12 protein-coding genes are annotated in these 15,022 nt (G+C 73.9%); 5 read left to right on the top strand and 7 right to left on the bottom strand.

The window, feature by feature from the left end; genetic code table 11:
* Positions 1 to 114: 114 nt before the first annotated feature.
* A complete protein-coding gene (locus tag ACWD4U_RS21790) occupies positions 115 to 975 on the bottom strand; it encodes a PhzF family phenazine biosynthesis protein (RefSeq protein WP_363459319.1) in 861 nt (286 codons plus the stop codon).
* A gap of 484 nt (positions 976 to 1,459) precedes the next feature.
* Here ACWD4U_RS21790 and ACWD4U_RS21795 point away from each other — a divergent pair, with 484 nt between their 5' ends.
* Positions 1,460 to 3,976, top strand: coding sequence for an RICIN domain-containing protein (locus ACWD4U_RS21795; RefSeq protein ID WP_449787261.1), 2,517 nt, complete (start codon positions 1,460 to 1,462; stop codon positions 3,974 to 3,976).
* A 167-nt stretch (positions 3,977 to 4,143) separates the two neighbouring features.
* Positions 4,144 to 4,875: a polyprenol monophosphomannose synthase gene (locus ACWD4U_RS21800; protein WP_363459318.1), complete on the top strand. Its 732-nt coding sequence runs from the start codon at positions 4,144 to 4,146 to the stop codon at positions 4,873 to 4,875.
* A gap of 178 nt (positions 4,876 to 5,053) precedes the next feature.
* On the opposite strand, the gene ACWD4U_RS21805 is transcribed toward ACWD4U_RS21800, so the two are convergent.
* On the bottom strand, positions 5,054 to 6,196 hold the full coding sequence (locus ACWD4U_RS21805; RefSeq protein WP_449787262.1) for an ROK family protein: 1,143 nt from the start codon (positions 6,194 to 6,196) through the stop codon (positions 5,054 to 5,056).
* 116 nt (positions 6,197 to 6,312) lie between these two features.
* On the opposite strand from ACWD4U_RS21805, the gene ACWD4U_RS21810 reads away from it, so the two are divergent.
* Entirely contained in the window at positions 6,313 to 7,527 is a 1,215-nt protein-coding gene (locus tag ACWD4U_RS21810; RefSeq protein ID WP_363459316.1) for an MFS transporter, read from the top strand.
* 183 nt (positions 7,528 to 7,710) lie between these two features.
* Here the strand turns inward: ACWD4U_RS21810 and ACWD4U_RS21815 are convergent, their stop codons facing one another.
* Positions 7,711 to 8,631, bottom strand: coding sequence for a hypothetical protein (locus tag ACWD4U_RS21815; RefSeq protein WP_363459314.1), 921 nt, complete (start codon positions 8,629 to 8,631; stop codon positions 7,711 to 7,713).
* Between the two features lie 296 nt (positions 8,632 to 8,927).
* Here ACWD4U_RS21815 and ACWD4U_RS21820 point away from each other — a divergent pair, with 296 nt between their 5' ends.
* Entirely contained in the window at positions 8,928 to 9,818 is an 891-nt protein-coding gene (locus ACWD4U_RS21820; RefSeq protein ID WP_363459312.1) for an NAD-dependent epimerase/dehydratase family protein, read from the top strand.
* A 14-nt stretch (positions 9,819 to 9,832) separates the two neighbouring features.
* Here the strand turns inward: ACWD4U_RS21820 and ACWD4U_RS21825 are convergent, their stop codons facing one another.
* The 3 genes from ACWD4U_RS21825 to ACWD4U_RS21835 form a co-directional block, all read right to left on the bottom strand.
* A complete protein-coding gene (locus ACWD4U_RS21825; protein ID WP_363459310.1) occupies positions 9,833 to 10,576 on the bottom strand; it encodes an alpha/beta hydrolase in 744 nt (247 codons plus the stop codon).
* Positions 10,577 to 10,689: 113 nt separating this feature from the next.
* On the bottom strand, positions 10,690 to 11,454 hold the full coding sequence (locus ACWD4U_RS21830) for an acyltransferase (protein ID WP_363459309.1): 765 nt from the start codon (positions 11,452 to 11,454) through the stop codon (positions 10,690 to 10,692).
* A 98-nt stretch (positions 11,455 to 11,552) separates the two neighbouring features.
* Positions 11,553 to 12,317 (bottom strand): enoyl-CoA hydratase family protein, encoded by a 765-nt coding sequence (locus tag ACWD4U_RS21835; RefSeq protein ID WP_363459307.1) that lies wholly within the window; start codon positions 12,315 to 12,317, stop codon positions 11,553 to 11,555.
* A 335-nt stretch (positions 12,318 to 12,652) separates the two neighbouring features.
* On the opposite strand from ACWD4U_RS21835, the gene ACWD4U_RS21840 reads away from it, so the two are divergent.
* The gene (locus ACWD4U_RS21840) at positions 12,653 to 13,663 is read left to right on the top strand and encodes a glycoside hydrolase family 19 protein (protein WP_449787265.1); all 1,011 of its coding nucleotides are present in this window, start codon (positions 12,653 to 12,655) and stop codon (positions 13,661 to 13,663) included.
* Between the two features lie 74 nt (positions 13,664 to 13,737).
* Here ACWD4U_RS21840 and ACWD4U_RS21845 read toward each other — a convergent pair whose 3' ends face one another.
* A complete protein-coding gene (locus ACWD4U_RS21845) occupies positions 13,738 to 14,988 on the bottom strand; it encodes an MFS transporter (protein WP_363459304.1) in 1,251 nt (416 codons plus the stop codon).
* Positions 14,989 to 15,022 lie beyond the last annotated feature (34 nt).

Genomic DNA, 15,022 nt, shown 5'->3' on the forward strand with positions numbered 1-15,022 from the left:
GGCGAGGGTGACAGGGCGCTGCGAGGTCTCGGCGCATAGAGGTCTCCGAAGACCCCCAGCCAAGTCGAGACCTCACCGCCACGCACTCCCGCCGCTCCCCGGGCCCCTGAACACCTAGAGAATCGGCACCGCCTGCCCCGTGACCCGCACCCGCACATCGTGCGCGTCGAGGTCGACGGTGAGCAGCCCCGGGCGGCCGAGGTCCTCGCCCTGGTGGAGGGTGAGGCGCGCGGTGGCGAGGTGGCGCAGCTGTCGCAGGTACGCACCGAAGGCCGCCGCCGCGGCCCCGGTCGCGGGGTCCTCGACCACACCCCCGACCGGGAACGGGTCGCGCACGTGGAAGGTGAACTCGTCCTGCTGCCACACCAGTTGAACGGTGGTCAGGTCGAGTCGGCGCATCAGGTCGCCGAGCGCGTCGAAGTCGTAGTCGAGCGCGGCGAGCCGCTGCCGCGTCGCGGCGGCCAGCACCAGGTGGCGGGCGCCGGCGTAGGCGATCCGCGGCGGCAGCGCCGGGTCGAGTTCGTCCACGGCCCACCGCAGCGCGACCAACGCCTCGGCGAGGTCCGCGGCGTCGACCTCCTCGACCGACGGCGGGACGCTGGTGAGGGTGGCGGCGAGGACACCGCCCGGCCCCTCGGTGACCTCGATCGGGACCGGTCCGGCCTTGGTCTCGAAGAGCAGCGAGCCGGGGCCGATCCGCTCGGCGAGGGCGACCGCGGAGGCGATGGTGGCGTGGCCGCAGAACGGGACCTCGGCGAGCGGGCTGAAGTAGCGGACGGTGTAGGCCCGGGGGGTGCCGGGCACGGGCGTGAGGAACGCGGTCTCGGAGTAGCCCAGGGCGGCGGCGAGGGCGAGCTGCGCGGAGTCGTCGAGGCCGCGCGCGTCGAGGACCACGCCGGCCGGGTTGCCGCCGGCCGGGTCGGTGGTGAAGGCGGCGTAGCGGAGGGGTTCGGCGGCTGGTGCGGTGTCGGTCATGCCGTGATCAACGAGCGGCGGTCGGCACTCGATTCCCTTCCGAGGACGGGCGGCACGGTCGACGTTCCCCTCCCTTCCCGAGGACGGGCGGCGCGGTCGGCGTTCCTCCGGCGGCGGTCCGGGCTCGCACCCCGGCCCGCCGTCGGAGGATCGCCGATCGCGGTCCCTGCGACCATCATCCGAGCGCGTTCCCACACAACGCTCGTGGCCAGTCTGCGAGGCCTGACAAGCCGAGGTCAACGGACTGTCGTGCACCGCGCTTGGACTTTCGTGGACGCCTCCTGGAGCCTCAACAGCAGGTCGCGGAGCACCTCTTGACTTCCCGCGACGGCGGCTGCCACGGTGTGGACGGCGCCGCCCCGGCCCGGGTCCGCACACCCGGTGAGCCCCCGCGCCGTGTCCGCCACCCCCACACCGGCGGGCCGCGTCACCCACCCTCGCACCCCCACCGGCGCACCGCCGCGCCACCAGTCAAGGAGATCCCGTGTCAGCTCCTCCTCCCTCCACGCACCGCCGCCGGGGCCTGCGCAGCCTGCGCCGGCCGCTCGTCGCCGCGCTCGCCTCGACCGTGCTGGCCGCCTCGGCCGCCACCCTGACCGCCCCGGCGGCCTCGGCCGCACCGTCCGGTTCGTTCACCGTGACGGTCGGCGCGAAGGGCTCGTACACCCACCCGACCGACACCCCGGCGGTGCCGTACCTGGACAAGGACGGCACCTTCTACTTCCAGCAGTCGGCGGCGCTCTACGGCTCGACCGAGGCCCGCTACTGGGACTTCTTCACCGGCACCGACTTCGACACGGCGTCCCGCTCGGCCGCGATCAGCAACGCGGTGAACCCGGCGAACAGCAGCGACAAGAACAACGACACCACCTGGCGGTGCAACAACTCCCCGACCGGGCTGACCGCGACCGCGGCGACCGGGTCGACCAGCTACTCGCAGAAGAACTTCTGCGACCTGTCCGGGATGTGGGTCGACCCGGACACCGGCGACTGGTACGGACTGGTGCACAACGAGTTCACCCCGCAGCCGTTCGGCGACGGCCTGCACTACGACGCGATCGACTACGCGGTCTCCACCGACCAGGGCCGGACCTGGACCATCAAGGACCACGTGATCACCTCGCCGTTCAGCACCACCCGCGGCGACACCACGGCCTTCCCGAACCAGACGTACTACTACGGCGACGGTGACCAGCGCCTGCTGGTGGACACCGCCTCCGGGTACTTCTACGTCTTCTACGGCTCCCGCGTGGTCGACAAGTCCGGCGGCTGGAAGGCGTTCTACGAGCACGTGGCGCGCGCCCCGATCTCCGGCAAGATGGCGCCCTCCAGCTGGCAGAAGTGGTACGACGGCGCCTGGAGCGAGCCCGGCGCGGGCGGCCGCGAGTCCAACATGGTGCCGGTCGACTCCACCAACACCACCGGGTACACCCCGGTGTCCGGCGAGTACAAGCCGTCCACGGCGGGCACCGCCGCGCAGCAGATCGCGGCCGGGCAGATGGCGCCGACCTCGCCGCTGTTCGTCATGGACGTCACCTACGACGCCTACCTGGGCCTGTACATCGGCGAGCCGCAGGCGGTCGACCAGAGCGGCAACGCGCCGCAGCAGTACTACGCGACCGACGACCTGGCCAGCCAGAAGTGGTACCTGATCGGCGACACCGGCAGCTACCACACGGCGTCCTGGTACCGCTGGTTCCTGGACGGCGCGAACCGCACCTCCAACCAGATCGTCGGCAAGTCCTTCCGCAGCTACTGCGCGTTCGGCTGCTCGGGCGGCGCGTCCGGCGAGTACCTGAACGTGACGCTGGACTCCACCGCGCCGGCCGCCGCGCCGGTCGACGTGACCAAGTCGTACCGGATCGCGAACGGCGCCGGCCGGGTGCTGGCGCAGGCCTCGGGCGGCTCGGCGGCCACCTCGGCCGCGTCGCCGACCGGCAGTGCGCTGGAGTCGTGGAACTTCGCGGCCAACGGCGACGGCTCGTACAAGATCGCCAACGCCTCGACCGGCCAGCTGCTCGGGGTGGACTCCTCGGCGGTCGCGGGCCGGGCGTGGGGCGCCAAGCCGGTCGTCACCGCGCAGGGCACCGGCGGTCCGACGGTGGGTCAGCAGTGGTTCGTGATCGCCGGGAAGACCACGGCGGGCGCGGCGACCGGCTCGTTCAAGCTGGTCAACCGGTACTCGGGCCTGGTGCTGGGCCTGTCCGCGGACTCCGCGCGGCTCGCCGAGACCACCCCGGTGCGGGACTGGACCAACTCCACCGGCAACGCGGTGGGCGGTGCCCGCACGGGCGCCGAGCAGGCGCTGACGCTGACCGCGACCGGCTCCGCGCCGGAGACCGTGGCGGTGGCCAACCCGGGCGCGCAGTCCACCAAGGTGAACACCGCGGTCTCGCTGCAGCTCTCCGCGACCGACTCCGCGAACAAGGCGCTGACCTGGTCGGCGACCGGCCTGCCCGCCGGACTGTCGATCAGCTCCGCGGGCCTGGTCACCGGCACCCCGACCACCGCCGGCAGCTCCACCGTCACCGTCACCGCGAGCTCCGGCACCGCGTCCGGCTCGACGAGCTTCACCTGGTCGGTCAACCCCGCGCTGGCGGGCAGCCACACCCTGACCATCTCCGGGAAGGCGCTGGACGACCCCAACCACTCCACCACCCAGGGCACCCAGCTGGTCACCTGGACCGCCAACGGCGGCGCCAACCAGAGCTGGACGCTGACCGCGCAGGCCGACGGCTCCTACCAGATCAGCAACAACGAGTCGACGCTCTGCATGGACGTCGACGGCGGCTCGACCACCGCCGGCGCGAAGATCATCCAGTGGGCCTGCACCGGCGGCACCAACCAGCACTGGACGGTCACCGCGGCCTCCGGCGGCGGCTACAAGGTCGCCTCGGTGAAGAGCGGACTGCTGCTGACCACCGCCTCCACCTCGGACGGCGCCCTGGTCACCCAGCAGGCCGACACCGGCTCCGCGCTGCAGCGCTGGACCATCGGCTGACGCCCTGATCCCGACCACCGGCCCGGGAACGGCGCACCCCGCCGTTCCCGGGCTCCCGGCCGTCTCGGGCCCCCCGACCGTTCGGGCACCCACGCCCGGCGAACGTGTGCCCGGAGATCGGCGCTAGACTGCCGCGTCCGGTCAGACACACCCGCAAGGAAAAGATCATGGTTGAGGCTCCCCCCAAGGTCGTTGTGGTCGTCCCCACGTACAACGAGCGGGAGAACCTGCCCATCCTCGTCGGCCTGCTGAACGAACTCGCCATGCCGAACCTGCACGTGCTGGTGGTCGACGACAACTCCCCGGACGGCACCGGCGAGCTCGCCGACAAGCTGGCCGCGGACGCCCCCGGCACCCTCTCGGTGCTGCACCGGACCGAGAAGGACGGCCTCGGCCGGGCCTACATCGCGGGCATGACCCGGGCGCTGGAGGACGGCGCGGACATCGTCGTGCAGATGGACGCCGACCTGTCCCACCCGTACACCGCGATCCCCGTGATGGTGGAGAAGCTCGCCACCTCGGACGCCTCGGTGGTGCTCGGCTCCCGCTACGTGCCCGGCGGCTCCACCGCCTCCGAGTGGCCGTGGCACCGCAAGGCACTCTCCGCCTGGGCCAACTTCTACGTCAACACCATCCTGAGCCTGGGTGTGAAGGACGCCACCGCCGGCTTCAAGGCCTGGGAGGCGCCGGCCCTGCGCTCGGTCGACCTGCCCTCGGTGCGCAGCAACGGCTACTCGTTCCAGGTCGAGATGAACTACCGCGTGGTGAAGCAGGGCCTGCGGATCGCCGAGGTCCCGATCCGCTTCGAGGAGCGCGTCGAAGGCGCCTCCAAGATGAGCCTGGGCGTCCAGCTGGAGTCCGCCCTCGCCCCCTGGAAGCTCCGCTTCGGCAAGAGCTGAGCACTCGTCAGGGGCGCCCCGCCAGACGCGACCCGCAGGGGCGCGGGGAACTGCGCGAAGCGACAGGCACCCCACCGCAAGACCGGCCCACGGAGTTCAGTCCTCTCCGTGGGCCGGTCTTGCTGTGCGCGCCAGGTTGCTCACGCAGTTCCCCGCGCCCCTGTCTACACCTCCGTGGTCACCCCCCGCGGACGGCTTGCGGGTCCTCCAGGTAGGGCTCCCAGGCGAGTTCGCCCGCGCCGACCAGCCCGGTGTGCGTCACCTGCGCGGGGACGATCGGCACCCGCCCGCTGCGGCCCCACAGGCAGCGGTCGGCGACCACCGCGGCGAGCCGGTCGGGGGCGGCGGCCAGCAGGTCGAGGTGCAGGCCGCTGAGCACGATCCGGTCCGGGTTGAGGATGTTGACCAGCCCGGCCAGCCCGAGGCCGAGGCGGTCCACCAGGTGGTCGACCGCGTCCCGGGCGCTCGGGTCGTCGGCCAGCTCGCGGGCCTGCGCGAGCAGCGGGCGGGCCGGGTCCGGCAGCCGCTTCGCGGCGGCGAACAGCGCGTCGGTGTCGGTCTCGGAGTTGAGGCACCCGCGGTTGCCGCAGGGACAGGGACGGCCGAGCGGGTCGACGGTGAGGTGGCCCACCTCCAGGGCGAGGCCGGCGCTGCCGGTGTGCAGCCGCCCGTCGATCACCAGCGCGCCGCCGACGCCGCGGTGCCCGGAGGTGACCAGCAGCAGGTGGCGGGCGCCGCGGCCGGCGCCGTGCCGGTGTTCGGCGAGGGCGGCCAGGTTGGCGTCGTTGGCGACGGCGGTGGGCAGTGCGGCCCTGGCCCGCGGGCCGAGGTCGACGCGGGCGACCTGCTCGGCGAAGAGCGCAGCGACCGGGGTGCCGCCGGGCCAGCCGAAGTGCAGCGCGGCCAGCGCCGTGCCGTCCGGCTCCGTGACGGGGTTGGGCAGGGCCAGCGCGAAGGCCAGCACCCGGCGCCGGGAGGCCCGGGCGAGGGCGGCGCCGGCCTCGGCGACCGCGCCGAGCAGCCGGGCGGGCGAGGTGTCGGCGGGCAGCGGCAGGTGCCGGGGGTCGACCAGTTCGCCGCCGAGGCCGACCGCGGCGACCGAGATCCCGTCGGAGTGCAGTTGCGCGGCGAGCACGACCGGCCCGTTCTCGGCGACCGCGAGGCGGTGCGAGGGGCGGCCGCGGCCGCCGCCGGCCGGGCGGGAGTCGACGCTGATCAGCCCGAGCGCCTCGAGTTCGCCGGTGACCGCCCCGGCGGTGGCCCGGGTGACTTCCAGTGCGCCGGTCAGCGCGGAGCGGGTCGGCGCCTGGCCGGTGTGCACCAGGCGCAGCGCGGGTCCGAGCAGGGTGCGCCCGCGGTCGGGCGCGGCCCGCCGGGGGGAACTCGGACTCGTGAACGGACTTGAAGGAGAGTGCGGCACTCCCCTATTCTGACTTTGTGCCGCTACTGAACAAAACAGAAGCCCGCCCTGCCCCCACGACCTCTCCGTCCGGCCGCAGCTCCTCCTGGTCGGCGGCACGCACCGCCCTCACCGCCTTCTTCGCGGTCGACGGCTTCCTCTTCGCCGCCTGGGTGGTCCGCATCCCGGACGTCCGCGCCCAGGTGGCCGCCTCGCACAGCGCCCTCGGCCTGGCCCTGCTGTGCATCTCGGCCGGCGCGGTCGCCACCATGGCGCTGGTCGGCCGGGCCTGCCTGCGCTTCGGCTCCCGGCAGGTCACCGTCGCCTCGCTGGCCGTGCTCAGCCTGGCCGTCGCCCTGCCCGCGCACACCCACTCGGTGCTCGCCCTGGGCGCCGTCCTGCTGCTGTTCGGCGCGGGCTACGGCGCGGCCAACGTCGCGATGAACAGCGCCGCGGTCGACCTGGTCGCCGAACTCCGACGCCCCGTCATGCCCAGCTTCCACGCCGGCTACAGCCTCGGCGGACTGCTCGGCGCCGCGATCGGCGGCCTGCTCGCCGGCCACCTCACCGCCGCCTGGTCGCTCGCCGCCGCGGGCCTGCTCGGCCTCGCCGTCACCGCACTGGCGGGCACCGTCCTGCTGCGCGCCCCGGCCGCCGCGCCGCGCGCCGCCCGCGGGCCCGCCACCTCCGCCGTCCGGCCCGGCCGGCACGCCCGTCTGCTGGTCCTGCTGCTCGGCCTGACCGCGCTGTGCACCGCCTACGGCGAGGGCGCCCTCGCCGACTGGGCCACCCTGCACCTCACCGACGACGTGCACGCGAGCGCCGCGCTCGCCGCCGCCGGGTACGCGGCCTTCGCCTTCGCGATGACCGCCGGACGGCTCACCGGCACCTGGCTGTCGGTCCGCCTCGGTCAGACCCGGGTGATGCTCACCGGCGGCCTCACCGCCTGCGCCGGCATGGCCCTCGCCGCCCTCGCCCCGTCGGTCCCGTTCGCGCTCGCCGGTTTCGTCCTGGTCGGCCTCGGCCTCGCCAACGTCTTCCCGCTGGCCATCGCCCAGGCGGGTGCCACCGCGGGCCCGCAGGGGGTCGCCACCGCCTCCACCCTCGGCTACGCGGGCATGCTGATCGGCCCCCCGGTCATCGGCTTCCTCGCCGACGCGACCTCGCTCCCCACCGCCCTCCTCACCGTCGCCGCCACCTCCGCCCTGGCCGGCCTCCTCGCCCTCACCGTCCAGCGCCACCGCGACAGCTGACGCGCTCTCACCTGTTCACCCGGGCACCGGCAGCCGCTGCTTCCTGCCGCCGCCCGCCCACCGCCTCGCTGCATCGCTCCCCGACTCCGGAGCCCCGCGCAGCGGATCTCCTGCAGCGCAGCCCGGAGCGGGCGAGGGGCGCGAGGGCCGGGCCGGCGCCTCGCGCCCCTCGGGCTCAGGGCGTCAGCCGTGGGTGACGCACTTGTTGGCGCTGTTGGACCACAGCCCCTGGAGGTCGAAGGTCCCGGTGGAGAGGGTGACGTAGGCGTCGAGCTGGACGCAGGCGTCGCCGATCTCGCCGCCGCCGCCGTTCCAGCCGATGGAGGGCCAGAAGTCGGTGACGGTCTCGGCGTACTCGTGGGTCTCGGTGGACTCGATGCCGGAGAGCATCCGGCCGTCGGTGAAGGTGGTGCAGGCGCCCGCGCCGCTGTCGGGAATGTAGGGGAGGTTGGTGTAGGCGAGGGTGCCGTACGCGGAGCTGGTCTTGTCGTGCCAGGCGCAGAAGCCGGTGTTGGGGAAGCCGTCCGGGTGGGTGCCGGTCGGGGAGACCACCACGTACTGGGCGTTGAGGTTGGGGGTCTGGGTGGTGTTGCCGAAGTGGGCGGCGGCCTTGCCGGCTTCGGCGCCGATCTGGCCGGCGGTGGCGGTGCCCGGTGCGGCGGCGGCGTTGTCGAACCAGACGCCGGCCAGCGGGGTGCTCGCCGGGTGGTTGACGTGGATGCCGCTGGTGCCGCAGGTGGTGGTGCCCTTGGCGACGCCCTCGCAGTACTGGTTGAGGATGGTGCCCCAGGTGTCCTGGCTGCCGTAGAGGCCCTTGAACATGTTCTGCATGTCGGCGGCGACACCGGCCGGGTCGGAGGACCACTGAGAGCCCCAGAAGACCAGGTAGACCTTCGGGTCGGGCGAGACCACGCCCTGGCTGGCGCTGGAGCCGACCTTGAGGGTGTTGGTCGACCGGGCGTTGGGCTTCGATTGCGCGTCGGCGTGCAGCGGCTTGAGGCCGTGGTGGGCCGGGGCCGGAGCGGCGTCGGCCTGGGCGCCGACGGTGAGGGACAACGCCGCGACGGTGGCGGCGGCCAGCGCGGCGAGGGGGCGGATACGCACGGATGTCCTCCCGGACGAGAGTGAGGGTGTGGGGGCCGAACTGTGCGTGGCGAAGCGCGAGTCACCCAATCAGCCGGGGCGGGAGGCGTCCAGAGGGATGGCCGCGATCGGGTGCAGATTTTGCTGTGCCTATGCCAAGGAGGCGGAAATTCAGCCGCCTTGACGGTGTGTCAGGACAGATTCTGCGGCATCGACGGGCAGCCCGGCCGACCCGGACCGACCGACCTCCCGGCCACGGGCCTCCTCCGGCCCCTGCGAGAATGAGCCCGTCGCCCAGCCGTCCGGAGGTTCCTCCCATGCGCGTACTCGTCACCGGCGCGTCCGGCTTCGTAGGCGGAGCCGTCGTCCGCTGCCTGGCCGCCGCCGGCCACGAGGTGTGGAGCCTCGGCCGGCGCCCCGACGCCGCGTCAGCCCTCCCCGTGCAGCGCGCCTTCCGGGGCGACGTCCGCGACGAGGACGCCTGGCGCCCCGCCCTGGCCGGCGTCGACGCCGTCTGCCACCTCGCCGCCCTCACCCGCGGCCGCGAGTCGCTGAACACCCCCGAAGCCCACGAGTCCGTCAACGTCGGCGGCGTCCGCGCCCTGCTGGCGGCCGTACCCGCCGACCGCCCGCCGCGGATCGTCCTCGCCTCCACCGCCGCGGTCTACGGCGCACCCGAGCGCCAGCCCATCGACGAGCGCACCCCGCCCGCCCCGGGCAACCCGTACGGCGCCTCCAAGCTCGCCGCCGAACGCCTCCTGACGGCCCGTCCGGACACCGACGCCGTCATCCTCCGCTGCTTCAACGCGGCCGGCACCGGCGACACCGACGAGACCCGGATCATCCCCCGGGCCCTCGCGGTCGCCGCCGGCCGCCACCCCCACCTGGAGCTGAACGGCGACGGCAGCGTGGTCCGCGACTTCGTCCACGTCGAGGACATGGCCGACGCCTACCTGCTGGCCCTCACCGCCCCACCGGGCCACCACGTCTTCAACGTCGGCGCCACCCCGGCCTCGATGTCCGAGATCATCACCGCCGTCGAACGCCTGACCGGCCGTCGGATCCCCCTCCACCACCGCCCCGCCCAACCCGAGGCCCCCCGCCTGGTCGCCGACACCACCCTCCTACGCACCACCCTCGCCTGGCACCCCCACCGCTCCACCCTCGACCGCATGATCACCGACGCCCTGCACTCGACCGCCGACTGACCCGGCTGACCGGATCAGCCCTGCCCCGAGCCGGCGTCGCCGAGCACCCCCGCGGCGCGGGCCAGGACCGTGGCGGTGAGGGCACCGGCGTGGAGGGCGTGGGCGGCGGTGGAGGGGAGGCAGCGGGCGCGTTCGGGGACGTACTCGGTCATCACGACGCCCGCGTGGTCGGTGGCGACCTCGTCGTAGGAGACCGGATGGCCCAGGGCCTGGAGAGCCGTGCGCAGCTCGCGCGAGCGCGCGGCGTCCACCACGGTGTCGGCGCTGCCGTGCACCAGGCGGACCGGTACGGGGACGGCGCCCGTGCGGAGGTCGTCGAGCGGGGCGGTGCCGGTGGCGGGCGCCGGGGAGTCGTAGGCTCCGGCGATGCCCACCACCGCGCTCGGCCGCCAGCCGTCGATGCCGTCGGGGTGGGTGCCGACGCCGACCGCGGCCTTGCCGCCGAGCGACCAGCCGGCCAGCACGATCCGCCCGCCGTCGCCGCCGAGGTCCGCCGCCCGCCGCCGGGCGAAGTCGACCGACTCGCGCAGCTGCGCGCGCCCGCCGTCGGCGGCGTCGGGCCGCCAGTCCGGCACCAGCACCACCAGGCCGAACGCGGCGGCCGCCCGGGCGACCGGCGCGAGGACGTCCCGCTCGTCGGGCCCGCGGCCGTGCCAGAGCAGCACCACGGGCAGCAACTCGGCGGCACCCACCGGACGGTGGACGTCCATCAGCTGCCCGCTCGCCCCGTACCCCAGCCCCGCAACGACCTCGACCATCACCACACACTCCCCCCACACACGAACCAGAACACACCGAACCCGAACGCACCGAACCCGAACCCGAACGCACCGAACCGGAACAGACGAACCGTCAGGAGACGGTCACGCGGTCACTCCTCGCCCCGCCGCTCACCCGGCAGCCGCAGGTCCCAGCCGACCAGGGCGCGCAGCTGTTCGGCGGTGACGCCGTCGGGCACGGGGCGGGGGGCCTCGTGGCGGATGGGGGGCTGCCAGCCCTGTTCCGGGTCCCAGCTGCGGACCTGGCGGGCGGGGGCGCCGGCCACCACGGCGTAGTCGGGGACCTCGCCGGCGACCACGGCGTTGGCGGCGACCACGACGTTGCGGCCGATCCGGGCGCCGGGGAGGATCACCGCGCCGGTGCCGATCCAGGAGCCGGAGCCGATCGACACCGGCTCGTTGCGCGGCCACTGCTTGCCGATCGGCAGCTCGGTGTCGCGGTACTCGTGCGCCTGGTCGGTGATGTAGACGTCGGGCCCGGTCCACACGTCGTCGCCGAGCACGATCTGCTGGTGGCCGACGATGTGGCTGCCCCGGCCGATCACGCAGCCGCCGCCGATCCGGACGATCGGGTCCGGGCCGAGGTCGAGCCCGGGGAGGAAGCCGGCCGAGATGGTGACCCGCTCGCCGATGATCGAGAACGGGCCGATGGTGATCCACCGTTCGTTGAACACGGTGCCGAGCGGGAACGCCAGCTTGGTGCCGTCCCCCAACGCGCCGAACCGGTACGGCCCCGGGTTGCGGTTGCTGACCGACCCGGCGTCCTGCACCCACCGCCAGCCCCGGTGCACCACCCGCCCCGCCATCCGGCGGGACCTCCCCCGGACGGACTCCACCAGCCCACGGACCATCGACATGCCGCCACCGTATCGGCCCGCCCGACCCGAAATCCGGCAACGGGATCAACCTCACACCCGCCGGTAACTTCCGGGTCGGCGGCCGGACCTGCGGCGGCTCAGCGCACCCAGCGGGCCGGGCGCTTCTCCAAGAAGGCCCGCATGCCCTCCTGGGCCTCCTCGGAGGAGAACAGCCGGGCGGACTGGGCGACCAGTTCCTCGGCGTGGCGCTCGAAGGACTCGCGGACCGCGGCGTTGGCGAGCCGCTTGGACTCGGCGAGGCCCTGCGGCGAGCAGAGGCGGACGGCGTCCAGCAGCGTCTTGAGGACGGCCGACGGGTCGTCGGCGGCCTCGGTGACCAGGCCGATCCGGGCGGCCTCGGCGGCGTCGAAGGTCTCGCCGGTGAGGTAGTAGCGGGCGGCGGCGCGCGGGTCGAGCTTGGGGCGCAGCGGCAGCGAGATGACGGCGGGGGCGAGGCCGAGGCGGGCCTCGGTGAAGGCGAAGGTGGACTGCGGGCCGGCCACCGCGAGGTCGCAGGCGCCGACCAGGCCGAGGCCGCCGGCCCGGACGTGGCCGTCGATCAGGGCGATGACGGGCTTGGGGCAGTCGACCAGGGCGCGCTGCAGGTCGACCAGGCCGCGCGGGCCGACGGTGGGGTCGGCGCCGGTGGCCTCGGAGAGGTCGGCGCCGGCGCAGAAGACCCGGCCGGTGTGGCCGAGGACGACGGCCCGGACCTCGGGGTCGGCGGCGGCGTCGGCGAGGCCCTGGGTGAGTTCGGCCATCAGCCGGGTGGAGAGGGCGTTGCGGTTGTGCGGGGAGTCGAGCTCCAGGGTGGCGACGGAGTCGGCGGTGGTGCGACGGACGAAGGGTACTTCGCGGGTCATCGGGTGTGGCCTGCTTTCCGGCTGAGGGTGGGTCGGACGGCTCGGCAGCACGATTCCACGCGCACCCCCGTACTGACCAGTACTCCAGGACCGGCGTCACTCCGTACACACCCTCAACTTCCTTAAGGTCTAGACCTATTGACAGTTAAGCGTCAACTCGCTTGAGTGCTGGACACACCGCTCGTTTCCCCCACATGGAGTGGCCGATGTCCTTCCCCCGTAGTTCCACCCACCGCGCGGGCGCCCACCGCGCCCGGGCCGGGTTCTCCCGGCTCCGCCTGCTCAGCCTGCTGGTCGGCGTCGTCACGGCGCTCGGCTTCGCGGTGCTGGTGCCGATGTCCTCCACCGCGGCCGCCGCCTGCGTCGCGCCGTACTCCTCGAGCCAGGTCTACACCGGCGGCATGTCCGCCTCGTACGGCGGCCACAACTGGGGCGCCAAGTGGTGGACCCAGGGCGAGACCCCGAGCACCGGCGGCTCGGGCGTCTGGGCCGACCAGGGCGCCTGCGGCGGCGGTGGCGGCGGCACCACGACCCCGCCCACCGGCTGCAGCTACCCGAACTGGGTAGCCGGCCAGCAGTACGCGACCGGCGCGATCGTGAAGTACAGCAACGGGCTGTACTACATCGCCACCCACGACAACCCGGGCTACGACCCGACGATCTCCACCTGGTTCTGGAGCCCGTACACCTGCAGCGGCGGCGGCACGACGACCACCGCCAACCCGGGTGGATTCGTGGTCACCGAGGCCCAGTTCAACCAGATGTTCCCGAGCCGGAACTCCTTCTACACCTACGCGGGCCTGACCGCCGCGCTCAGCGCCTACCCGGCGTTCGCGAACACCGGCTCGGACACCGTGAAGAAGCAGGAGGCGGCGGCCTTCCTGGCCAACGTCAGCCACGAGACCGGCGGGCTGGTCTACATCGTCGAGCAGAACACCGCCAACTACCCGCACTACTGCGACACCTCGCAGTCGTACGGCTGCCCGGCCGGCCAGTCCGCGTACTACGGCCGTGGCCCGATCCAGCTCAGCTGGAACTTCAACTACAAGGCGGCGGGCGACGCGCTCGGCATCGACCTGCTGAACAACCCCAACCTGGTGCAGACCGACGCGGCCGTGGCCTGGAAGACCGGCATCTGGTACTGGATGACCCAGAACGGCCCCGGCACGATGACCCCGCACAACGCGATGGTCAACGGCGCGGGCTTCGGCGAGACCATCCGCTCCATCAACGGCTCGATCGAGTGCAACGGCGGCAACCCCGCCCAGGTGCAGAGCCGGGTCAACGCCTACACCAACTTCACCTCGATCCTCGGCGTCCCGACCGGCTCCAACCTGAGCTGCTGACGGCCTGACGCAACGGCACCGCACGACCGCGGCGCGGGTGACCCACCGTCACCCGCGCCGCGGCGCGCCCGGGTTCAGCGCCGCACCAGCGCCGTCATCCCCCAGCCCGCAGCGGCGAACACGGCGGCCAGCAGCGCCCAGCCGGGCAGGCCGTGCGCGATCACCCCCGAGGTGATCAGCACCGGGCCGAGCATCAGCGCCCCGGACATCCCGGTGTTGAACACACCCTGGTAGGCGCCGTGCGCGTCCTCCCGGGCCAGGTCGTAGCTGAGCGCCCAGGCGCCCGCCTGGCTGTACACCTCGCCGAGCGCCTGCAGGCCGACGCCCCCGGCGACCACCAGCGCCGCCGCCCAGCCGGGGAGGCCCGCGGCCAGGGCCAGCACCAGGCAGGCGGCGGCGACCAGCAGGGCGCCGCGCCGGAAGACCCGGGCCGCGGCGGCCGACTCTTCGGTGCCGCGGGTGGCGCGGACCTGGAGCACGATCACCAGCGCGGTGTTGACCAGCAGTGCCCCGGCGACCATCCAGCGCGGCGCGTCGGTCTCCCGCACCACCCACAGCGGCACCCCGACCTCGATCATCACGAACTGCAGGGTGATCACCGCGTTCAGCCCGGTCAGCGCGAGGAACCGCCGGTCGCGCAGCGCCGGGTTGGGCCCGCTCGCCGCCTGCGCGGCCTGCGCGGCGGTGCGCGGTGCGACCGGGACCAGCAGCAGGTACAGCACCGCGATCACCGCGTAGGTGGCCGCGTCGGCGAGCAGCGCCGCCAGGTACGCGCCCCGGGTGTCGGCCTGCAGCACCAGCGCGGCCAGCACGGTGCCCACCGAGATGCCGACGTTGGTGACCGACCGCAGGTAGGCCCGGCCGGCCACCCGCCCGTCGACGGGCAGCACCTCGGCGAAGAGCGCGCCGCGCACCGCCGCGCCGCCCCGGTCGGCGACCGCGAGCAGGCAGGCCAGCACCGCGAACGCGGCCAGCCGGTGCACCAGCACGTACCCGGCCGCGCACACCGCCTGGACGAGCAGCAGCGCGATCAGCACCGGCTTGGGCCCGAACCGGTCCGAGGCCCGTCCCGCCGGGACGCTCGCCGCCACCCCGCACGCGCCCGCCACCGTCAGCACCACGCCGACCTCGGCGACTCCGAAGCCCAGCACCCGGGTGAAGAACAGCACCCCGAGCGTCATCGACAGGCCGTTGCCCGCCGTGTTGATCAGGGTGATGACGGACAGTCGGCGCAGCACCGGGTCGGCGGGCAGCAGCCGGGCGAGCCGGTTCGGGGCAGGGGGCGGTGGCGCGGCCGGGTCGGCCGCGAGTGCGGTGGCGGTCATGCCCCGATCAGATCGTCTGCCGACCGTCCGTGGT

This window comes from Kitasatospora sp. NPDC002522, from assembly GCF_053595195.1.

Bases quoted from the DNA above. Each gene is read 5' to 3' on its own strand.
- ACWD4U_RS21825 (WP_363459310.1), bottom strand. From the start codon at position 10,576: ATGGTCGAGGTCGTTGCGGGGCTGGGGTACGGGGCGAGCGGGCAGCTG.
- ACWD4U_RS21845 (WP_363459304.1), bottom strand. From the start codon at position 14,988: ATGACCGCCACCGCACTCGCGGCCGACCCGGCCGCGCCACCGCCCCCT.
- ACWD4U_RS21840 (WP_449787265.1), top strand. From the start codon at position 12,653: ATGTCCTCCACCGCGGCCGCCGCCTGCGTCGCGCCGTACTCCTCGAGC.
- ACWD4U_RS21800 (WP_363459318.1), top strand. From the start codon at position 4,144: ATGGTTGAGGCTCCCCCCAAGGTCGTTGTGGTCGTCCCCACGTACAAC.
- ACWD4U_RS21790 (WP_363459319.1), bottom strand. From the start codon at position 975: ATGACCGACACCGCACCAGCCGCCGAACCCCTCCGCTACGCCGCCTTC.
- ACWD4U_RS21820 (WP_363459312.1), top strand. From the start codon at position 8,928: ATGCGCGTACTCGTCACCGGCGCGTCCGGCTTCGTAGGCGGAGCCGTC.
- ACWD4U_RS21835 (WP_363459307.1), bottom strand. From the start codon at position 12,317: ATGACCCGCGAAGTACCCTTCGTCCGTCGCACCACCGCCGACTCCGTC.
- ACWD4U_RS21830 (WP_363459309.1), bottom strand. From the start codon at position 11,454: ATGTCGATGGTCCGTGGGCTGGTGGAGTCCGTCCGGGGGAGGTCCCGC.